This window comes from Ornatilinea apprima (genome assembly GCF_001306115.1).
GTDB lineage: Bacteria > Chloroflexota > Anaerolineae > Anaerolineales > Anaerolineaceae > Ornatilinea > Ornatilinea apprima.
The window spans coordinates 19031-37631 of the sequence record NZ_LGCL01000013.1 but is presented as its reverse complement, the minus strand read 5'-3'; the positions used below and the strand labels follow the sequence as shown (position 1 = coordinate 37631).

Here is an 18601-nt window from a genome sequence, read left to right as displayed (position 1 = left end):
CAATGATTGTGAGGGGTGGGTGTTCCATTGCAGATTATACTGCTTAAGGTTGGCTCGCTTCGCAGCGTTGGCAGCGGGCATGCTGTTATCCGCGTTGGTGATCTGATTATGGAAACATTGTAGCCGAGAAAACAACGAATAAAAATAGACAACCGGCTTCGTGATGAAAGCCGGTTGTGTTTGTAGAGTAAAGTTGGTGGGCTTATTTCAGTTCATTGCCAATGCTGATGCCCAGTTTGGGCAGCACCTGTTGGTGGAGCAGGGTGATGAGAATGGTCGCGCCAATCACCGACCCGAAAATGATCAGGGCGTTGGCGAGGTCGTTCATCAATTCGGGGTTGATCACCATCACCACCGAAAGGGAGAGCATCAACAAACCGCTGAATAACTTAAGTATGCGGCCGTGCTTTTCTTCAATTTTTGTGGCGCGCAGGGTAACCACCGCCACGCCAAAAAAGACCAGTTCGTCCAACTGGTAGATCAGCATATAGAGCAAGATCAGCCAGATAAATTCGGAGTGGGGCACGTTTTGCGAAACCAGCAGGTTCGACCAAAGCACCGGGAAGCCCGCAGTGCAGGAAAATTCCACCAGAGAGACGCCCGCCGCCAGCACAATGGTGGCGCCGATCAACGCCCAAATACTCTGGCCAGCGTTGAGCACGCGGCGCATACCTTTGTAAATGCCGGGCTTATCACTTTCAGCGATGGTGAAAGAAAGTCCTTCTTTATACCAGAAGTAATCTTTGATGTTGACCAGGGCAAAGAACATGGCCATGGTCGCGATGAGAATCTGAATCCATTGGATGAAGCTGACAAAGCTCAGAATGGTAAAGACCCCGGCGATGAAGATGGCATAGATGGCGGCGGTAACGGTGATAAAGGTCAGGCCAATGATGAGGACTTTTTTACGCGAGCCGGTGTGCAGGGTGAGCGCCAGCAGCACGCTGAGCACCCACACCGAGCAGGGGTTCACCCCGTCCACCAGGGCGATTAAGGCGGTGCTCGCCACAATCGACTGCTCCGCCAGGTTAACCGTGCCGAGAACCGGCAGGGTGAGGGTGTTGGCTTGCCCCTGGACGGGTTTTTCGATGGGACCGCTATAATTGGGATCGGGGGCGAAAGTGCTGCTGTTGCGAATCAAGATGCCGCTGGCGGCGTCGGGGGCTTTCGCCGGGTCGGCGGTGTACGACTGCAGTTTTTGCTCAATTTCGGCCTGAATCTGTTCGCTGAAGCCAATCCAGTACTGGTCGCCTATAAAGGTGGCCGGCACATAATTGGCCTCAAAGCCGTAGGCCTCGGCCATGCGTTCGTAAAGGACTTTATTGTCGTTGTTATACCAGGTTTCAAAGGAGTGAACGCTGATGGGCAGGCGGTTCAACGCCTCGGCCAGGTATTGCTCTTCTTCAGCGCAGTGCGGGCAGCCATCACCCCAGAAGAAGTAAATTTGAATTTTTCCGGTGGAATTGTTGAGGCTGTTGGGCAGGGGCAGGCCTGGCGAAGAGAGACCCTCAGCCGGCTCGGCGCAGATTTCCAACCCTCCGGCGGTCTGCGTTGAGCAGACGTAGTCCAACGGGTTAATGGTTGGGGTGGGTGTAACCGCCCCCTGTGGGGAAATGGTGGCGTCTGACTGGGCCGGGGTTGAAAAAAACGACAGCCCCGCGACCGCCGCGATGGCGATCAAAGCCAGAATGATGGTTTGTTTGCGAATCATAATCACCTGACGGTTCAATGTGTGCGGTATGTTTTGCGTTTTTCAAACAGAATTATATCTGAATATTCAGGATATAGGGAAACGCAAGGCGGCGCAAATAAGAGTTTTCTAATCCTAATCAGGCGGCGGGAACGAACGCGCTTAAAATAGATTTGATATGTTATAAATAACATAGTATAATAAAAACATATTTTCGACTGACCAACAGTTGATCTTTGAGGAGGACATTCATGAATTATCAAGTCGGCCAACGCGGTCTCATACAATGGGTGGAATTACTGCCCCACCAGGCGCTGATCACCAGCGAAAATGACGCCCTGGACTGGGTGGGCGTGTGCGGAGAGCTGCGCGCGCTGCGCCTTCTGGTGCATGAGAGCAACCTTCCGGAGGCTTTCTTTGATTTGCGCAGCGGACTGGCCGGGGGGGTGCTGCTGAAGTTTTCCAACTACCGCATGCGGGTGGCGGCGGTCGTTTCTGCAGAGCGCGCCAGCCAGGGGCGCTTTGGCGAAATGGTGCAAGAGACCAACCGCGGCAGCCAGTTTCGCGTGTTTCAAGATGCCACAGCCGCCAGAGAGTGGCTGGCCAAATAGCAGCAGGGAGGGAAAAATGAAGAATGAAATCGTGTTCAAGTCGGCGGCGGGGCGGCAGGCCATTCTGGGCGTGTACGACTCGGTTTTGGAAGGCTGGCCGGTACCTTTCCAGATGCGCCGGGTGGAGACGCGTCACGGTCAGACGTTTCTGATCGAATGCGGCCAGGCCAGCGCGCCCGCGCTGGTGCTGCTGCACGGCGCGGGTTCCAACGCTGCTTTCTGGCGGGGAGAGGTGGAAACATTGGGCCGCACCTGGCGCGTGCTGATCCCCGACATCCCCGGTGAGGCCGGCAAGAGCGAAGAGCGGCGCGCCAGCCTGAGCTCGCCGGCCTATGTGGAATGGCTGGAAGACCTTTTCGCGGCCGAGGGATTGGATCAGGTGGCCGTCGCCGGGCTTTCGCTGGGGGCGTGGATGGGGATGAAATTCGCCGCAGCGCACCCGCAGCAGGTGAGCCGCCTGGCGCTGCTGAGCGCCTCGGGAATTGCCCCGCAGAAAAATTCATTTTTGCTGCTGGCGGTGGCGCTGATGCTGTGCGGCGATTGGGGGCTGGAGCGCATGGCGCGCATGGTGGGCGGCGGCCAGCCCATGCCGCGCGAAGTGATGGACTACACCAAGCTGATTCACCGCGAGTTCAACGCGCGCCTGGAGGTGGTTCCGCTGTTGAGCGATGAGGAACTGGCGCGGTTGAGCATGCCGGTTCTGCTGTGGATGGGCGAGAAAGACGTGATGCTGGACAGCCGCAAGAGCGCGGCACGCCTGCGGGCGCTGCTGCCGCACGCCGAGGTGGAGGTGAGCCAGGGGGTGGGACATGTGCTGCCGCGCATGGGCACGCGGATAGGGGCCTTTTTGGAGGAGCGGTAAGCGCTGGGTTTGAGTGGTGAGGCGGCTTAAAAACAAAGACCCTATTGCTAGAGTCTTTTCAGCGGAGAGGGTCGCGAAGCACCCCCGCAGGGGGTGGGATTCGAACCCACGGTGGCTTAAAAAACAAAGACCCTATTGCTAGAGTCTTTTCAGCGGAGAGGGTGGGATTCGAACCCACGGTGGCCCGAAGACCACAACGGTTTTCGAGACCGCCCCATTCGTCCACTCTGGCACCTCTCCTCGAAACCGGTCTTGATTATACCAGCAAGACGGCTAAATTTCCACAACCGATTTCGGGCCGGGGAAGCTGACCGGGGCGATGTGCTGCTCGCGGATTTTAGCCATCAGGGGCAGCGCGCCGCGCTCTTCGCCGTGCACCAGGTAGATGTGTTTGAGCGTGTCGCGGCTGGCGGCGGCGTAATCCAACAGCAGGTCTTGCCCGGCGTGCGCCGAAAGACCGCCAATGGTAGCGACCTCGGCGCGGCGGTAGTATTCTTCTCCGAAGATGCGCACCTCGCGTGCCTGTTCGGCCAGCCGGCGCCCCAGGGTATCGGGGGCCTGCCAGGAAACGATCAGGATGGTGCTGCGCGGGTCTTCGATATTGTGGCGCAGGTGGTGCAAAATGCGCCCGGTTTCGGCCATGCCCGAAGCCGAGATGATCACCATGGGTTTGTGAATGTCGTTGATTGCTTTTGATTCATCCACCGAGCGGGTATAGACCAGCTCTTTGAAATACAGGGCTTTATGCCGGCCGTTGTCTATAAATTCCCAGGTTTCCTGGTCGAAGTATTCTGGAAATTCGCGGAAGATGTCGGAGGCACCGACGGCCAGGGGACTGTCTACGTAGACGGGGATGTGTGGCAGCAGTTGGTCGGCAATGGCGCGGTTGAGGTTGTAAACCAGCTCCTGGGTGCGGCCCACGGCGAAGGCCGGGATGATGACCTTGCCGCCGCGTTTGATGGTGCGGGCTACCACCTCGACAAATTCAGCATAGGCCGCTTCGGGGTCGCGGTGCAGTTTGTCACCGTAGGTGGATTCCATCAGCAGATAATCGGTGTTTTGCGGCAGCACCGGGTCGCGCAGCAGGGGCAGTTTATAGCGCCCAATGTCTCCAGAGAACCAGACGCGTTTTTGTTTTCCATTCTCGCGCACATCCAACACCACCGCGGCCGATCCAAGGATATGGCCGGCTTCCACAAAGCGCGCGGTTACCCCTTCAAAAGGTTCAAAGGGCCGGTCGTAGTCCACGGTCTCAAAGAGCGGCAGCACGCGTTCAACGTCTTCCACGGTGTAGAGCGGCTCTACGGGCGGTTGACCTTTGCGGCGGCGTTTTTTGTTGACGTAAACGGCATCTTGCTCTTGAATGTGCCCGGCGTCGCGCAGCATGATCTCTGATAGGCGCGCGGTGCCGCGGGTGGCGTAGATTTTTCCACGGAAGCCATTTTTTACCAGGTTGGGCAGGTTGCCGGAATGGTCAATATGGGCATGCGAGAGAATGACCGCGTCCACGTCGGATGGGTCAAAGTTAAAGGTCTGGTTGGCTGTGTAGGTGTCAGCGCGCTTGCCCTGGAAGAGACCGCAATCCAGCAGCAGCAGGTTGCCGTTGATCTCAAGCAGGTGTTTTGAGCCGGTAACGGTTTGGGCTGCCCCGTGAAAATGGATTTGCATCTTATTCCTCCAGACGGTGAAGCACAGATAAGATTTGAGTACCGAAATGTTCAAAACGCCAGGGAACGCTGCGCATGGTTTGCTGTAGCGCTTCCTCCGTTTGAGGGTTAGCACTAACGATATCATACAGGATGTCGCGGGGTAAAACCACATCCGACGGCACGCCCATCTCCAGGCCGGTGCTTTTTCGCCAGTTGCGCATGGCTTCCATGCGGATCAGATAGGCTTCATCTGGCTTGCGGTTGTATGCCGGCCGGCTGATGGGCGGGCGGGTAAGCCCCTGCTGCACGGCGGCGAGAAGCCCATCGGCGTGGCGCTGGGCCACTTTGGGGCTGAGATCGTCAATATCTTCCAGCTGCTGGTAGGTGGATGGCAGGGCGTGGGCGATGTTGACCAAGGCCTGATTACTGATCACTTTGAAAGTGGGCAGGTCGGCGGCTTGGGCGCGCCGCTCGCGGTACTGGTACAGCTCGTACAGCACGGTCATTTGTTGGGCCGAAAGGTCGTTCTTGCCTACCAGTTTGAAGCAGTCTGCCAGGTCGCTTTCGGGCTGCGGCACGGAGGTATCGCACAGGCGGATGAAGTCTTCTTGCGCCAGTTCCCAGCGTCCACTGTTGGCCAGCTCGTCCCGCAGACAGTTACGCAAAGGGATGAGAAAGTGGGTGTCGAACTGGGCGTATTCGCGCATGCTCTCATCCAGCGGCCGGCGGCCCCAATTGGCGCGCTGGTAACGTTTGTTCAAATGCACACCAAACTGGTCTTCCAGCATGGAGGCCAGCCCGATCTCTCCACGCCCCACAATGCGGCCGGCCATCATCGTGTCGAATAAATGGGCAAATTCAAAACCGAAATCGCGTTTGAGACAGATGATATCGTATTCAGCGGCGTGGAAGATTTTTTCAATGCGCGGCGAGGCAAAGATCTCCCCCAGAGGGGTGAGGTCGTTAATAGCCAGGGGATCAACCAGGAAGTCTCGCGCGGGGGTGGAGAACTGGATCAGGCAGACCTGCTCGCGGTAGGCAAACAGGCTGTTGGATTCGGTATCCACGGCCAGGATTTGATGATGATGGATCTCTTCGATCATGGCGCGCAACTTGTGGGGCTGGTCTACCCACACGGCTGGTTGAATGAGGGGAAGTTTCATGGGGTTGATTATAGCGCAAAATAGGGGCTTTTCGAGCGGATGTGGGTGCAAAGAGGGGCTGCACCGGGCAGGAGGGGATTAAACTTTGTCAATATCTCCAGTTTCTTAATGCTGGGGGCTTGTCTTTTCTCGATTCACTCTATAATAAAGTAGACCAATTTACTGCGAATCATTTACGCCTGTTTCACTTTTACTGGTGTTCATGGTATATATTAAATAAATCAGGAGGGAGCCATGAACGAACGCATATTGATCATCGAAGATGACGAAGCGATCGTCAAAGTATTGCAGCGCGGCCTGACCTATGAAGGGTACGAGGCAAGCGCCGCTCTGGATGGTGAATCGGGCCTGGTCATGGCGCGCGCCAATCCGCCCGACCTGGTCGTGCTGGACTGGATGCTGCCGGGCATGGATGGACTGGAGGTCTGCGAAAAACTGCGCGAGGCTGGCTCTGTCCCCATTCTGATGCTGACGGCCAAAGACACCGTGGATGACCGGGTAAAGGGGCTGGATGCCGGCGCGGATGATTATATGGTCAAACCATTTGAGCTGGAAGAGTTTCTGGCGCGCGTCCGCGCTCTGCTGCGGCGTACCCAGCAGGAGCGCGCCGTTGTGTTAACCTTTGAAGACCTTTCTCTGGATACCTCAACCCGCCAGGCCAGCCGTAAGAACCGCGTGATCTCGCTGACGGCCAAAGAGTATGACTTGCTGGAACTGTTTTTACGCCACCCCCGCCAGGTGCTGACCCGCGAGGTGATTTTTGATCGTGTGTGGGGCTACGATTTTGGCGGTGAAAGCAACGTGCTGGATGTGTACATTCGCTATCTTCGCCAAAAGCTGGAGAGCGGCGGTGAGGCGCGCCTGATCCACACGGTTCGCGGGGTGGGTTATGTAATGCGTGAAATCCCCTGATTCACCCATGTCTCTGCGTCTGCGGTTGACGATTCTCTATACGATTGTAGTGGGTATAGTATTGGTACTGGCCAGTGTGATGGTGTTCAGCCTGGTCAGTGCCTTTTTATTGGACCAGGTCAATACCAGCCTGGCCCAAACCGCGGCCAGTTTAATTGAGGTTTTGCGGGTGGATAATCGCAACCAGTTCGATATTCGCAGCGTGGCAAATTTTCGACCTGCTGATAATATTGTTTACCAGGTGTGGGGAGATAACCGCGTTTTGCAGATCTCTTACCCGTGGGCTCAGAAGGACCCGCTCGATGACCAAGGGTTATGGGCAGGGAAAATGGTCTTCACCGCCGACTATGCCCCTGGTTCCAACCTGCAGGTGCTCAGTGTGCCGCTGAAAACCGAGCGCGGCCCAAGCGGTGTGCTGCAAATTGGCTACAAGCTTGATTTGATTAACATGACCCGGCGCACTCTGGCATCGGTGCTGACGATGCTGACGCTGCTGGCCATGTTCATTGCCGCTTTCGCGGCCTGGATGGTGACCGGCCACACCCTGGAGCCGCTGGAAATAGTGACTAATGTAGCCACCCACATCATCCGCGCCGATGACTTGCAGCGGCGAATTCCTATCACCGGGCCGCAAGATGATGAGGTGGGCCGCCTGATCAACGCCTTTAATCAAACACTGGAGCGAATGGAATCGCTATTTAATTCACAGCGGCGCTTTTTGGCCGATGTGAGCCACGAACTGCGCACCCCACTAACGGTGATTAAGGGAAATATTGGGCTGATCCGAAAATATAAGAAGGTGGATGAAGAAACGCTGCTTAGCATTGATGCCGAAGTGGACCGTCTGACGCGCTTGGTAGGCGACTTGCTGCTGCTGGGGCAGGCCGAGACCGGCAAGCTGGTTTTGAACCTGGAAAAAGTGGCTCTGGATACCCTGCTGCTGGAGGTTTACCAGCAAATGAAAACTCTGGCCGGTGAGCGCGTGAAATTGGAAATTGTGGAGATTGACCAGGTGGAGGTGAGCGGCGATAAGGACCGCCTGAAGCAGGTGCTCCTAAACCTGGTAGGAAACGCCGTTCATTATTCGCGCGCGGGAGGTGAGGTGAAGTTGAGCCTGCGCCGCGAAGCGGCCCGCGCGGTGATTGTGGTGGAAGATGACGGGACGGGCATTCCGGCCGAAGATCTGCCGCATATTTTTGAGCGCTTCTATCGCGGCGAGAAATCGCGAACACGTTCGCCCGATTCGGGGTATGGTTTGGGGCTTTCAATTGCATATTGGATCATTGAAAATCACCAGGGCGGAATCGAAGTGGAATCAGAAATTAATAAAGGATCGCGATTTATCGTTTGGCTGCCCATTAATCCACCGGACCCGGTATTGTAAATCAAACAAGAAAAAAAGCAGAACCGCTCCACAAGAGATGTGGAGCGGTTTGCGTGTCAGTCGGGGAGAACAGATTACATCTGTCGTGTGTGGGTATAAGCACTGCGGTCACCAATGGGAGCGCTGCTTTCACTCGAAGCCATGTTGACGCTGTGGTAGGTGGGTTCTGCGCGGTTGGGGGTGATCTCTGGGACGGGGCTGTTGCCGGGCACCGGGCGGGGCATGGCACGTGAAGCCGGGCGAGGGGCAGAGCTGGCTGTCATGGGCATGGAGGGCATGGGGCGCTGTGAAGGCCGGGCGGGGTTGTGCGCCGATTGAGCATTTTCGAGGGCTGTGGAGCGGCGAGGTGAACGCGCGGCCTGGTGCCAGATGAGGCGGTCACCAGCCATGGAAAGCGAGCCGATGATCAGGATGCGGATGACCCACACCATGATGGCGACGAAAACTGGGACCACATCGATCAGCGTCTCGGCGTCGAGTACGGCCGCGCTTTGCACGTTGTGAGTCATAATCGCCATGGAAACGCCCCACCAGGTGAGAATGGCGTTCATTGTCGCCGCCAGCAGCCAGGCGCCAAACAAATACCAGACTTCTTTCGGCTCATTGTTGCCCTGCTCTGGAGTAAAGAGGCGCGCGATCCCGGCGAAATCAATGCCGCAAAAGGCGATGGTGAGGATGGTGGCCCAGTGAATGCCCATGAACTTCAAGTCACCTAACAGGTCGCGCAGCGCGTAATCGGTGGTGCTGTAGTTGAACATCTCGAAGGCGATCAAAGCGGTGAAGATGATGATGCCAAAGAGCAGACCGGGGCTGACGCGGAATTTCCGCAATGCTTGCATGAGCTGTTGGTTGGAGCGAATGCTTGAGAGGTTCATTTGACCTTCTCCTTTCTAATCAAACTTCTTCAAAAGTGGGCTGTTTATTGAACTACAGCTATTATAGAACAATAATTCTATTGAGTCAATAAGCAATTTAGAACACATTTCCTATTATAAACCAATAACCCCCGCGGTACTGGGGGCGTGGGAAGAATTATCAAAACCTTATCGGTGGGATGCGGGCGGGTCATCTCATATTTTTCCCTTTGGTTGAGCGTGTCTGATCTGCTCTCACCCTACCATTCGCCGCAGAAGTCATTGAGAAAGGTGAATCTGCTTTGAGTGGAGGCAGCGCAAAAACGCCACCTTCAATCAGAAGGCGGTGAGTTGATTTGGATTCAGAGCCGTTAAGGATTTGGCGAGGGGGTAGAGCGCAGCAATGCGGCGATTCGGTCAATCTCCGGCAGGTGAATGGTTTCTACCGCTCCGGCGTCGGCGGCTTGCGACAGCGCGGGCAGAATGGGAATCTGGATGCGCGGCGCGCTGCCGGTCAGGTCTGCCAGGTCATCCAGATGGCTGGGGCCGAACACCTCAATTTTCGCCCCCTGGCTGTCTGTGAAATAGCTCATGTTTTCCACCAGGGCAAGCAGTGGTACTTCTTTGTTTTGCAGCAGTTTGAGCGCCTTGCGCACCACCAACCCGGCCAGTTCTTGCGGCGTGGTAACCACCACCGCGCCGCTGACCGGCAGGTAATTCAACACGGCAATCGCCGCGTCAGACGTGCCGGGCGGCAGATCGACGATCAGCGTGTCGAGTTTACCCCAGATCGTGTCGCCCCAAAACTGGCGGATGGTGGCGGCGATCAGCGGTCCGCGCCAGACGGTGGGAAGGTCGGCCTCTTTGAGCAGCAGATTCGTAGAGACCACGCGCACCCCGCCGGGCGTAACGGCCGGCAGCATGCCCAACTCGCCGCCGCGCAGGCCACCGGGCGGCAGGCCGAATAATTTGGGAATGCTGGGGCCGGTGATGTCCGCATCGAGCAGGCCGGTTTTGGCGCCCTGCCGGGACAGGCTGGCCGCCAGCAGCGCGGCGATGGATGATTTGCCCACCCCGCCCTTGCCGCTCATCACCAGAATTACCTGGCCCACCTGGTTGAACTGCTTGAGCTGCGGCAGGCGCACATCGGCGCGGCGGGTGATGGATTTGATCTCTTCGGGGGAGAGCAGGCCAAACTCGATGTCCACCGCGCGCACGCCGTCCACGGCCAGCAAGGCGGCGCGGGCTGCGTCGGCCATGTGGCTGTGCAGCGGGCAAGCCGGGGTGGTGAGGGCCAGGGTAAAGCGCACTTCTCCGTCTGCGGAGCGGGACAAATTCTTCACCATGCCCAATTCCACAATGCTTTTTCCCAGTTCGGGGTCTTGCACGCTGCTGAGCGCTTCGATGAGCGGATGTTGGTTGGTCATGCGGCATTCTCCTGCTATGAAATCTCATTATACACCGGGCAAACGTTTGCTTTGTAACAGATTGATTGGCTGCGCGTTCTTAATTTATGGGAACCTTTCTGCAACCAGAGACGTCTAACCAACGTAGTTTAATGTGAAGAACAAGCCCACGCGGGGTTCTTACCGCCGGCAGCCTGGCCAGTCAGCCAGTGGATTCTCTCACCAAACAGACAGGAGAAATCCTCCCCTGTGTGGCGTAGCGAAACGGTGCGGGCAGGGTTATATAGTATATGTAGCGAAAAGGACTTCGCTTGGGCGGAATGGTTTTGAAGGTTATAGGAGGTGCAGCATGTCTTTCATCATTTATCCGGTTATTGTTGTGGTTGGACTGGTGTTCATCGCGCTCAGCCTGGCAGGTCTGCAGTCGGACCAATTCAATGCCAAGTAGCAGCTCGTTGAGGACGCGCATAGAAATGGTTGTTTCTGACCAACACAAAAGAATCGCCTGACCGCCCGCTCTGGAAACAGACGCGGGCTGGTGGGGTTTAATCACACTCAGGGTTCCGGCATGAAGGCCGGAATTTTTTATTTTCTTCGGGGTGGTTGGCGAAAAAAACAGATTTTTTGGTTTTATAACCTTGACGATTCAGGCAGGCGGGAGTATATTAAACAACGCCTGTTTGACAGGCAAAGAATGGAATGCCCTCGTAGCTCAATTGGACAGAGCGTTTGCTTGCGGAGCAAAAGGTTGCAGATTCGAGTTCTGCCGGGGGCACCAAACAAAGCGACCTGAAAGGGTCGTTTTTGGTTTAAGAACCCCTATACCACCCGAAGGGTGGCAGCCCGGCCTCCCCCGGCAAGCCAGGGGAGGTGACCTGCCGCCAACGCACCATTTTTTCCATCAGGCTTGTTCTGTTCAAGGCATCAATCCTTCGGGTGGCTTCCCAGCCTTCCCCGGCAAGCCAGGGGAGGCGACCTCCCGTCAGCGTTGGTGGAGTGTGCCAATTTTACGGCTAATTTTTTGGGGCGGACGGCCGTCCGCCTTTACAGAAGAACCGATTTTCTTTTCAAACGCCCAAAAAGCAACCCCTTGGAATGCAAAAACCCTTCGCCGCATGGCGAGGGTTTTCGCTGGAGAGAGGATCGTTTTTGGAAGAGAAGCAAAAACTAAAGTTGTTGCGTGATGTGCTTGCTTGCTGTTTTGATTGTAAGGAAGTTTGGTTAAGAGCAGGCGATGGGTGGGTTAAGCCTTTGTTAAGGGCGTGGAGGTTTTTAAGGAATAAAAAAAAACCCGCATGCTGCTGGCGCTGCGGGGTTTTAGGGGGTAAAAAAGGTTTCTTTTCTTCCTCTGGTTATGATTCTACTGGCGCGTCGGCCAGCATTTTTTCCAGAATGAACTCCAAAGCCATGGTATGGCTGCAGCGGCCGCGGGTGGCAAAGAAACTGCAATCACAATTCCATTTACCGTCTTCGTATTTCACCGTGTGATCGTTATTTTCTCCGTCTACGGTGACGGTGAAGGAATGAAAATGAAAGCGGTGTCGCTCATCAGCATAGCGTTTGGCTTTGTCGATTTTTCCGATCATTCCGTAGTCCATTTCGCAGTCTCCTTAAACAAAGTGGTTGAGATGGGGTTAAAAAAAGGCACGCGGCTACACCGCGTGCGCTGCTTGCTCTATGTCTGAAAACGTGTAAAAAATGAGTGTTAACATCCGTTAATAGAGTGTCCTTTTAATTTAAAGTATAGTAGCACTTTTCGTAAAGTCAAGTCAATCCATTTTCCATATTCTCATCTCTTTTTCATGATCGCGCTGCGCGGGCGCGGCGATGGGGGTAAAATAGGTCAGAACCGCAGCATACAAGAAAAGAGGTGCCGCCATGGATATGAAAAATTTCACCTTTGTGGTTACAGACTGGTCGCGGGTGGAGGTTACCCAGCATGCCGGTGAAACGGGTATGGCGACCTGGCGCACGCAGCAGTTTGATGGGATTCGCGTGCGCATGGTGGAGTATTCGCCGGGCTATCTGGCCGATCACTGGTGCGCCAAGGGGCACATTCTGCTGGTGTTGGAGGGGGAGCTGCACACCGAGTTGAAGGACGGGCGCAAGTTTGTGCTCAGCGCGGGGATGACCTACCAGGTGGGCGATAACGCCGAGCCGCACCGCTCCGGCGCGCCTTTCGGGGCCAAATTATTCATTGTCGATTGAGTAAGCAGGCTTATATTTCCACCCGGTCGGGCAGCTCGCGGGCATAGGTGATGCAGGCGGCCACGTCTTTTGGGGTGAACAGGGCTTTGGTGAGCTGCAGGCGCTGATTGGCGGCCATCAGGTGTTCAAACAATTCGGCGGGCTGGCTGGCCACCAGTGATTCGATGCTGTCTGCGCCGGCTTCGAGCAGCAGGCGGGCAAACACCGGCCCCACCCAGCCGGCGCGCGAGACGTCTGCCAGGCGGGTCAACTCCAGCAGCGCTTCGGCGGGCAGGCCGCTTTCGGCTTGCAGAGCGGCGCGCCCGGCGCGCGAACAAACCCGCGCGAAGAGCTGGCGGGTATCGCGCAGCCCCAGAGCGGCCAGAGCCTGGGTGTGGGCTGGGTCTACACCGGGAATATCTTTCAGCGCGATGGGGTTGGGAATGTAGCTGTTGGCCTGCCGGCGCAACAGGGTGAGATAGTCCTCAGAAAGCCCGCTGGCCTGGCTGAAGGCTTTGATCTTTTTGGGGGTGCTCAACGCGTCGATCACATCCTGCACATGATGCAAGCCCATTTGCTCCAGAATTGCAAAACGCTCTTCCACCGCTTCGCTCAACAGCTTGCGGGAGGGCAGCAGGTCTCCGCTGGTGAAGACGGCTTTCAAGCGCGCCAGGCTGAATTGGGTCAGGTCCATACCATACAAGGGGCTCATCCTTGCTCCTTTTTTGCATTGTTTTCATCGAGTCCGCACAATTCCGCGCTGGCCTGCCACAGATCGCGGGCCAGGCCGGGCCGCCGAGCGGCGCGGCTGGGGGTTTTGGGGGACAGGTCGCGCCAGTAATATTCCGTTGACGTCTGCAGGGCTTCTTCGGCGCACAGGTACAGCACGGTTTGGGCGGGCACTTCGGGCGGGCGGCCGCCCCGGCGGCGCACATTCCACGCCAGTCGAACCATCCAGTTGCGGTCTTTCATGCCGATTTTGGTGTTGATCAGCCCGGGGTCCACGGCGAAGGCGCGCACAGCGCTGCCGCTCTCGCGGCGGTTTAACTCGTAGGTAAACAGCACGTTCATCAATTTGGTGATCTTATACGACCATACAACGTTGTAGAAGATGGGCTCATTCAGCCGTTTGGGGTTGAAGATGGCGCGGTAATGCGAGGCCGAACTGACCGTGACCACCCGACCGAAAGGCGCGGCGCGCAGCAAGGGCAGCAGCCGGTGGGTGAGCAAAAAACCGGCCAGGTGATTGACCGCCAGGGCCAGGTATATGCCCTCTTCGGTGCGTTCGAGATGGGTAGAAACGATCCCGGCGTTATTGACCAGCGCGTCCAGGTGGGTGAATCCTTCTTCATCCAGCACGCAGCGAATCTCTTCCGCCAGGCGGCGCACCTCGCGTTGCAGAGAAAGCTCGGCCACCAGATAACGCACCCGCGCGCCAGGGACGTTGTGCTGAATATGCGCTGCGGCCTGCGCGCAGCGCTGCGGGCTGCGCCCCACGCCGATTACCAGCGCGCCGGCGCGCGCCAGGGCCACCGCGCTGGCCAGACCAATGCCAGAGGTGGCGCCGGTGACCACCGCGGATTTGCCTTGCATGGAGAGTGAGGAAGATTCCATGTCGAAATACTCCTTGTTTTTTATACTGCATCCGCTTTTAATTATCCATGAAATAGCAGATCCTGGCAGGATCAGAAGAAAATCTGCAGCACATTGAGGGATATGCGCTTATGAAGAATGTGATCTTAATCACCGGGGCGGTGGGCGGCATTGGCACGGCCATGTGCCGCGAGCTGGCCGCGCGCGGCTATAACCTGCTGCTGGTGGACCGGCGGCCGGACGAAGCGGGCCTGACCGAGCAAATTGCCCGCCAATATGGGGTGGAGACGCGCTTCCGCCTGTGCGATTTGAGCGACGCGGACGAGCGAAGCGCGCTGCTGCAAGATTTTGCCCGCGAGGAAATGCGCTTCAGCGGGCTGATCAACGTGGCCGGGCGCGATTTTGAGGGCGCGTTCTGTGAGAAAAGCCGCGAGCAGATGCTCTTTCTGACGCGGGTGCTGGTGGAAACCCCGGTTGATCTGGCGCACAGCCTGCTGGCGCTGCGCGATGAGCGGCAGCGCTTTTTGCTGATCAACATCAGCAGCCTGGCGGCTTTCTTCCCCATGCCATACAAGGCCACCTACGCCGCGGCCAAGCGCTTTATTCTGGACCATTCGCGCGCGCTGCATGTGGAATTGAAAGACATTGCCGATGTGCTGGTGATCTGCCCGGCGGGTCTGCCCACCACCGAAGAATCGCGGCGAAAAATAGCCGCCCAGGGCTTGTGGGGTAGGCTCACCGCCCAGCAGACCGAAAAGGTAGTGCGGCGGGCGGTGGAGCTGGCGTTGCGCGGCCAGGCGGTATATGTGCCGGGGGTGGCCAGCCAATTTCTCACCTGGCTGGGCGGTCTGCTGCCGGCGGGAGTGGTGGCCGGATTTGTGGGCCGGCGCTGGCGCGCGGCCCAGGCGCGGGTGGCGGCTGGCCTGTCGAAACCAATGCCGCCGGCCGCGAAATAAGACGAATGTCATCATTGACAATGACCAGGTCGAAACCTATACTTAAGTACAGGTATAGGCTGTTCATGTGCCTGTATTTCTCCGATTCGCTGATTCCCACGTGGATAAGTGAACGATAGGCATGGGGAGCAATCCTCATTGCCCGCCAGTGCGCAAAGGAGAATCACCCCTCTGCTGAGGGATGGTTTCCTATTGCGCAGTTTTTTAATGCGCAGCACAACCGCACACATCACACTTCCTGTTCAGGATCCATTCCCTTGAGGCGGATTTGCACCTTCAACCGATTCGATTCAATTTTGTAATTCAGGAGGAAAGCTATGTGGTTTGTACGCATCAATATGAAAGACCGCACCTGTAAGGTCGAAGAATCGCCCAAAGCCTACCACACGTTGGCTGGGCGAGGAATGACCTCCACGCTGGTCGCCGAAGAAGTACCCCCAACCTGTCATCCGCTGGGACCCAACAACAAGCTGGTCTTCTCTGCCGGTATTGTGACGGGCACCTCTTCCCCCACCTCGGCCCGTATCTCGGTGGGCGGAAAATCGCCGCTGACCGGCGGTATTAAAGAGGCCAACGCCGGCACCTCTTGGGGCCGCGACCTCGGTATCATGGGTATCAAGGCACTGGTGGTCGAAGGCAAACCTGCCGAGAAGGACATGGCGTGGGGCGTGTACATGACCTGGAAAGACGGCAAGCCGCACGCCGAGTTTTTTGATGCCACACAGTATAAATTCAAATCGCTGCCGGGTGTCTTCAAAGAGATTTATGCCAAATATGGCGAAGATGTTTCCGTTTGCTCGGTGGGCCCGGCCGGTGAATACGGCTACGCCAACTCGGGTATTGCCTTCAATGATATGAAGATGCGCCCCTCGCGCTACGCAGGCCGTGGCGGCCTGGGCGCGGTGATGGCCTCCAAGGGCCTGAAGTTCATCATTCTGAACAAAGACGGCGCTCCTGGGGTAGAAATTGCCGACAAATCCCTGTTTGATGAAGGCCGCAAGAAGATGATCGACGCGCTGCGCGAGCATGCCATCACCAAGCCGAAGGGTGGTTTGAACTCGTACGGCACGGCGGTGCTGATTAACATTCTGAATGAGGCTGGCGGTCTGCCGACCAAGAACTTCACCAGCGGCCGCTTTGAAGGCGCTCCCAAAATTGCCGGTGAAGCCATCTTCGATGGCAATAAAAAACGCCTGGGCAAAGAGGTCTACAACCATGCCTGCAGCCCCGGCTGCATCATTCAATGTTCCAACACCTGGTACAAAGAAGATGGCACCGAGCATACCTCGTGCATCGAGTACGAATCAGACTGGGCATTTGGCGCCAACTGCGGCATTGATGACCTGGACGTGATCGCCGAGCTGAATGAACTGTGCAATAACTACGGGCTGGATACCATCGAAACCGGCACTACCATTGGCGTGGCCATGGAAGCGGGCGTGATCGCCTTCGGCGACGGCAAGGGCGCTATCAACCTGGTGTATGAGATGGGCAAAGGCACGCCGCTGGGCCGCATCATGGGCGCGGGCACTGAGACGACCGGCAAAGCCTACGGCGTAAGCCACGTTCCGACGGTCAAAGGCCAGTCCATGCCGGCCTACGAGCCGCGCGCGGTCAAGGGCATTGGCATCACCTATGCCACCACCACCATGGGCGCCGACCATACCGCCGGCTACACCATCGCACCCGAAATTCTGGGCGTGATGGGCAAGCAAGACCCGCTCAGCCCAGAGGGCAAAGCCGCTCTCAGCCGCGCCTTCCAATCGACCACCGCCTTCATTGACTCGTCCGGTCACTGCCTGTTCATCGCCTTTGCCATTCTGGATATCCCCAGCGGGTATCAGGGCATGATTGACGAAGCCAACGGCGTGTTGGGCACGAAATGGACCGCCGACGATGTGATCAAGTATGGAAACGACGTGCTCAAGAAAGAGCGCGCCTTCAATGAAGCGGCTGGCATTGGCCCGGCGGCCGACCGCCTGCCCGAATTTGTGTACACCGAGCCGCTCCCGCCGCACAACCAGATCTTTGATGTTTCTGATGAAACGCTGGATTCGGTGTTTGGCGAAATGTAGTTGAAATTTCTCTTCGCAGGGCGTCTTCTTCGGACGCCCTGCTCTACTTATTTAATATTGGACGAAAAGCATGACAAATATCCGAATCAACCGCCAGGACGGCGCGAAAATCCCCCCCGAGTTTTTTGAGCGCAGGCAGATGCCAACCGAGATGAACTGCTGGTTGAGCGAGCGCGACGGCGACCTGATTCTGCACCCGCGCCTGCCCGACGCGCGCAAGCTGTACATTGAGGTAACCACCGGCTGCAATTTGCAGTGCGCCACCTGCATTCGCAATGTGTGGAGCGACCCGGATGCCGATATGACCCGGGCGACCTTTGAGTGCATTTTGGAGGATATCGACGGCCTGCCCGACCTGGAACGGGTGATTTTCACCAGTTTTGGCGAGCCGTTGACGCACCCCGGCATTCTGGAGATGATTGAAGCCGTGCGCAAGAAAGACCTGGCGGTTACCCTCGGCTCAAATGGCTTGATGCTGAAGCCCCACATTTCCCGCGAGCTGGTGCGCCTGGGCGTGGACCGGGTGATGGTCTCGGTGGACGGCGGCCTGGCTGAGACGTTTGAAAAGGTGCGCGGCACCTATCTGGAGCAGATTGTAGAAAACCTGCGCCAGTTCAACGCGATTAAAAGGGATATGGATTCGCTCTTCCCGGCCCTGGGATTTGAGACGGTGATCTTAAAGAGCAACGTTGCCGAACTAACTGAGATTGCCAGCCTGGCGGCGCAAATGAACGCCTCCAAAATTCTGGTGAGCAATGTGCTGGCCTACACCGAAGATATGTTCAAGGAACGCCTGTATGGATACGAGCCGGTAGAGCCGGAGAAGTTCCAGGCCTGGGCTACCCGCGCCGATGCCTGGGTGATGTGGGCCACGCTGGATTTGCCGCGCATGCACTGGGGCGCCGAACGGCGCTGCCGCTTCATCAAAGACAAGGCGATTGTGGTAGGCTGGGACGGCAAGGTGTCGCCGTGCTACGCGCTTTCTCATAATTACAGCTATTTCGCGGTGGACGGCACCAACAAGAAGGTCAGCCGCTACGAGCTGGGTGACGTGCACAAACAGAGCCTGGCCGAGATCTGGATGTCGGAGGACTATGTGCGCTTCCGCTCGGAGGTAAACGCGTTTCACTTCCCCTCCTGCCCGGACTGCGACCTGCGCGAGACCTGCGATTTGCGATTGACCAACGAGGGCTGCTGGGGCTGGAACCCCTCTTGCGCGGACTGTCTGTGGGCACAGGATATTGTCAAATGTCCGTAGG

General features: G+C 57.0%; 16 protein-coding genes and 2 tRNA genes. 9 read left to right on the top strand and 9 right to left on the bottom strand.

Features of this window, described 5'->3' with window-relative positions:
* Positions 1–202: 202 nt before the first annotated feature.
* On the bottom strand, positions 203–1711 hold the full coding sequence (locus ADN00_RS02940) for a thioredoxin domain-containing protein (protein WP_082389836.1): 1509 nt from the start codon (positions 1709–1711) through the stop codon (positions 203–205).
* A gap of 230 nt (positions 1712–1941) precedes the next feature.
* Between ADN00_RS02940 and ADN00_RS02935 the strand changes: the two genes are divergently transcribed.
* Both ADN00_RS02935 and ADN00_RS02930 read left to right on the top strand, forming a co-directional pair.
* Positions 1942–2301, top strand: coding sequence for a DUF4180 domain-containing protein (locus tag ADN00_RS02935; protein ID WP_075061455.1), 360 nt, complete (start codon positions 1942–1944; stop codon positions 2299–2301).
* A 16-nt stretch (positions 2302–2317) separates the two neighbouring features.
* Positions 2318–3163, top strand: a complete 846-nt coding sequence (locus ADN00_RS02930; protein ID WP_075061454.1) for an alpha/beta fold hydrolase — start codon at positions 2318–2320, stop codon at positions 3161–3163.
* Between the two features lie 153 nt (positions 3164–3316).
* Here the strand turns inward: ADN00_RS02930 and ADN00_RS02925 are convergent.
* From ADN00_RS02925 to ADN00_RS02915, 3 genes are all read right to left on the bottom strand, one after another.
* Positions 3317–3403, bottom strand: a tRNA-Ser gene (locus ADN00_RS02925).
* A 33-nt stretch (positions 3404–3436) separates the two neighbouring features.
* On the bottom strand, positions 3437–4831 hold the full coding sequence (locus tag ADN00_RS02920; protein WP_075061453.1) for an MBL fold metallo-hydrolase: 1395 nt from the start codon (positions 4829–4831) through the stop codon (positions 3437–3439).
* A gap of 1 nt (position 4832) precedes the next feature.
* On the bottom strand, positions 4833–5975 hold the full coding sequence (locus ADN00_RS02915) for a ribonuclease D (RefSeq protein ID WP_075061452.1): 1143 nt from the start codon (positions 5973–5975) through the stop codon (positions 4833–4835).
* A gap of 234 nt (positions 5976–6209) precedes the next feature.
* Between ADN00_RS02915 and ADN00_RS02910 the strand changes: the two genes are divergently transcribed.
* Both ADN00_RS02910 and ADN00_RS02905 read left to right on the top strand, forming a co-directional pair.
* On the top strand, positions 6210–6887 hold the full coding sequence (locus ADN00_RS02910) for a response regulator transcription factor (protein WP_075061451.1): 678 nt from the start codon (positions 6210–6212) through the stop codon (positions 6885–6887).
* Positions 6888–6894: 7 nt separating this feature from the next.
* Positions 6895–8271 (top strand): sensor histidine kinase, encoded by a 1377-nt coding sequence (locus tag ADN00_RS02905; protein WP_075061450.1) that lies wholly within the window; start codon positions 6895–6897, stop codon positions 8269–8271.
* Positions 8272–8345: 74 nt separating this feature from the next.
* On the opposite strand, the gene ADN00_RS02900 is transcribed toward ADN00_RS02905, so the two are convergent.
* Together ADN00_RS02900 and ADN00_RS02895 are read right to left on the bottom strand one after the other, a co-directional pair.
* Positions 8346–9146 (bottom strand): hypothetical protein, encoded by an 801-nt coding sequence (locus ADN00_RS02900; protein ID WP_075061449.1) that lies wholly within the window; start codon positions 9144–9146, stop codon positions 8346–8348.
* A gap of 350 nt (positions 9147–9496) precedes the next feature.
* The gene (locus ADN00_RS02895; protein ID WP_075061448.1) at positions 9497–10552 is read right to left on the bottom strand and encodes a P-loop NTPase; all 1056 of its coding nucleotides are present in this window, start codon (positions 10550–10552) and stop codon (positions 9497–9499) included.
* 680 nt (positions 10553–11232) lie between these two features.
* On the opposite strand from ADN00_RS02895, the gene ADN00_RS02890 reads away from it, so the two are divergent.
* Positions 11233–11309: transfer RNA gene (locus ADN00_RS02890), tRNA-Arg, on the top strand.
* Between the two features lie 574 nt (positions 11310–11883).
* Here ADN00_RS02890 and ADN00_RS02885 read toward each other — a convergent pair.
* Positions 11884–12129 carry an SWIM zinc finger family protein gene (locus ADN00_RS02885; protein ID WP_075061447.1) on the bottom strand — a complete coding sequence of 82 codons (246 nt, stop codon included), beginning with the start codon at positions 12127–12129 and terminating at the stop codon, positions 11884–11886.
* A 280-nt stretch (positions 12130–12409) separates the two neighbouring features.
* Between ADN00_RS02885 and ADN00_RS02880 the strand changes: the two genes are divergently transcribed.
* Positions 12410–12739, top strand: coding sequence for a DHCW motif cupin fold protein (locus ADN00_RS02880; RefSeq protein ID WP_075061446.1), 330 nt, complete (start codon positions 12410–12412; stop codon positions 12737–12739).
* Between the two features lie 10 nt (positions 12740–12749).
* Here the strand turns inward: ADN00_RS02880 and ADN00_RS02875 are convergent, their stop codons facing one another.
* A complete protein-coding gene (locus ADN00_RS02875) occupies positions 12750–13430 on the bottom strand; it encodes a DUF4332 domain-containing protein (RefSeq protein WP_075061445.1) in 681 nt (226 codons plus the stop codon).
* Positions 13427–14332: an SDR family NAD(P)-dependent oxidoreductase gene (locus ADN00_RS02870; RefSeq protein ID WP_082389834.1), complete on the bottom strand. Its 906-nt coding sequence runs from the start codon at positions 14330–14332 to the stop codon at positions 13427–13429. The genes ADN00_RS02875 and ADN00_RS02870 overlap by 4 nt, the downstream gene beginning before the upstream one ends.
* Positions 14333–14442: 110 nt before the next feature.
* Between ADN00_RS02870 and ADN00_RS20400 the strand changes: the two genes are divergently transcribed.
* The 3 genes from ADN00_RS20400 to ADN00_RS02855 all read left to right on the top strand — a co-directional run bounded on the left by ADN00_RS20400 (position 14443) and on the right by ADN00_RS02855 (position 18600).
* Complete coding sequence (locus tag ADN00_RS20400; protein ID WP_075061444.1) at positions 14443–15267, top strand: SDR family NAD(P)-dependent oxidoreductase; 825 nt, start codon at positions 14443–14445, stop codon at positions 15265–15267.
* 317 nt (positions 15268–15584) lie between these two features.
* Positions 15585–17342 (top strand): aldehyde ferredoxin oxidoreductase C-terminal domain-containing protein, encoded by a 1758-nt coding sequence (locus ADN00_RS02860; protein ID WP_075061443.1) that lies wholly within the window; start codon positions 15585–15587, stop codon positions 17340–17342.
* A gap of 70 nt (positions 17343–17412) precedes the next feature.
* Complete coding sequence (locus tag ADN00_RS02855) at positions 17413–18600, top strand: tungsten cofactor oxidoreductase radical SAM maturase (RefSeq protein ID WP_075061442.1); 1188 nt, start codon at positions 17413–17415, stop codon at positions 18598–18600.
* Position 18601: the final 1 nt, after the last annotated feature.

What these genes read in the sequence shown, in the direction of transcription:
- ADN00_RS02935 (WP_075061455.1), top strand. Translation starts at nt 1,942, where the DNA reads ATGAATTATCAAGTCGGCCAACGCGGTCTCATACAATGGGTGGAATTA.
- ADN00_RS02930 (WP_075061454.1), top strand. Translation starts at nt 2,318, where the DNA reads ATGAAGAATGAAATCGTGTTCAAGTCGGCGGCGGGGCGGCAGGCCATT.
- ADN00_RS02895 (WP_075061448.1), bottom strand. Translation starts at nt 10,552, where the DNA reads ATGACCAACCAACATCCGCTCATCGAAGCGCTCAGCAGCGTGCAAGAC.
- ADN00_RS02910 (WP_075061451.1), top strand. Translation starts at nt 6,210, where the DNA reads ATGAACGAACGCATATTGATCATCGAAGATGACGAAGCGATCGTCAAA.
- ADN00_RS02860 (WP_075061443.1), top strand. Translation starts at nt 15,585, where the DNA reads ATGTGGTTTGTACGCATCAATATGAAAGACCGCACCTGTAAGGTCGAA.
- ADN00_RS02900 (WP_075061449.1), bottom strand. Translation starts at nt 9,146, where the DNA reads ATGAACCTCTCAAGCATTCGCTCCAACCAACAGCTCATGCAAGCATTG.
- ADN00_RS02870 (WP_082389834.1), bottom strand. Translation starts at nt 14,332, where the DNA reads ATGGAATCTTCCTCACTCTCCATGCAAGGCAAATCCGCGGTGGTCACC.
- ADN00_RS02905 (WP_075061450.1), top strand. Translation starts at nt 6,895, where the DNA reads ATGTCTCTGCGTCTGCGGTTGACGATTCTCTATACGATTGTAGTGGGT.
- ADN00_RS02920 (WP_075061453.1), bottom strand. Translation starts at nt 4,831, where the DNA reads ATGCAAATCCATTTTCACGGGGCAGCCCAAACCGTTACCGGCTCAAAA.
- ADN00_RS02855 (WP_075061442.1), top strand. Translation starts at nt 17,413, where the DNA reads ATGACAAATATCCGAATCAACCGCCAGGACGGCGCGAAAATCCCCCCC.
- ADN00_RS02885 (WP_075061447.1), bottom strand. Translation starts at nt 12,129, where the DNA reads ATGGACTACGGAATGATCGGAAAAATCGACAAAGCCAAACGCTATGCT.
- ADN00_RS02875 (WP_075061445.1), bottom strand. Translation starts at nt 13,430, where the DNA reads ATGAGCCCCTTGTATGGTATGGACCTGACCCAATTCAGCCTGGCGCGC.
- ADN00_RS20400 (WP_075061444.1), top strand. Translation starts at nt 14,443, where the DNA reads ATGAAGAATGTGATCTTAATCACCGGGGCGGTGGGCGGCATTGGCACG.
- ADN00_RS02880 (WP_075061446.1), top strand. Translation starts at nt 12,410, where the DNA reads ATGGATATGAAAAATTTCACCTTTGTGGTTACAGACTGGTCGCGGGTG.
- ADN00_RS02940 (WP_082389836.1), bottom strand. Translation starts at nt 1,711, where the DNA reads ATGATTCGCAAACAAACCATCATTCTGGCTTTGATCGCCATCGCGGCG.
- ADN00_RS02915 (WP_075061452.1), bottom strand. Translation starts at nt 5,975, where the DNA reads ATGAAACTTCCCCTCATTCAACCAGCCGTGTGGGTAGACCAGCCCCAC.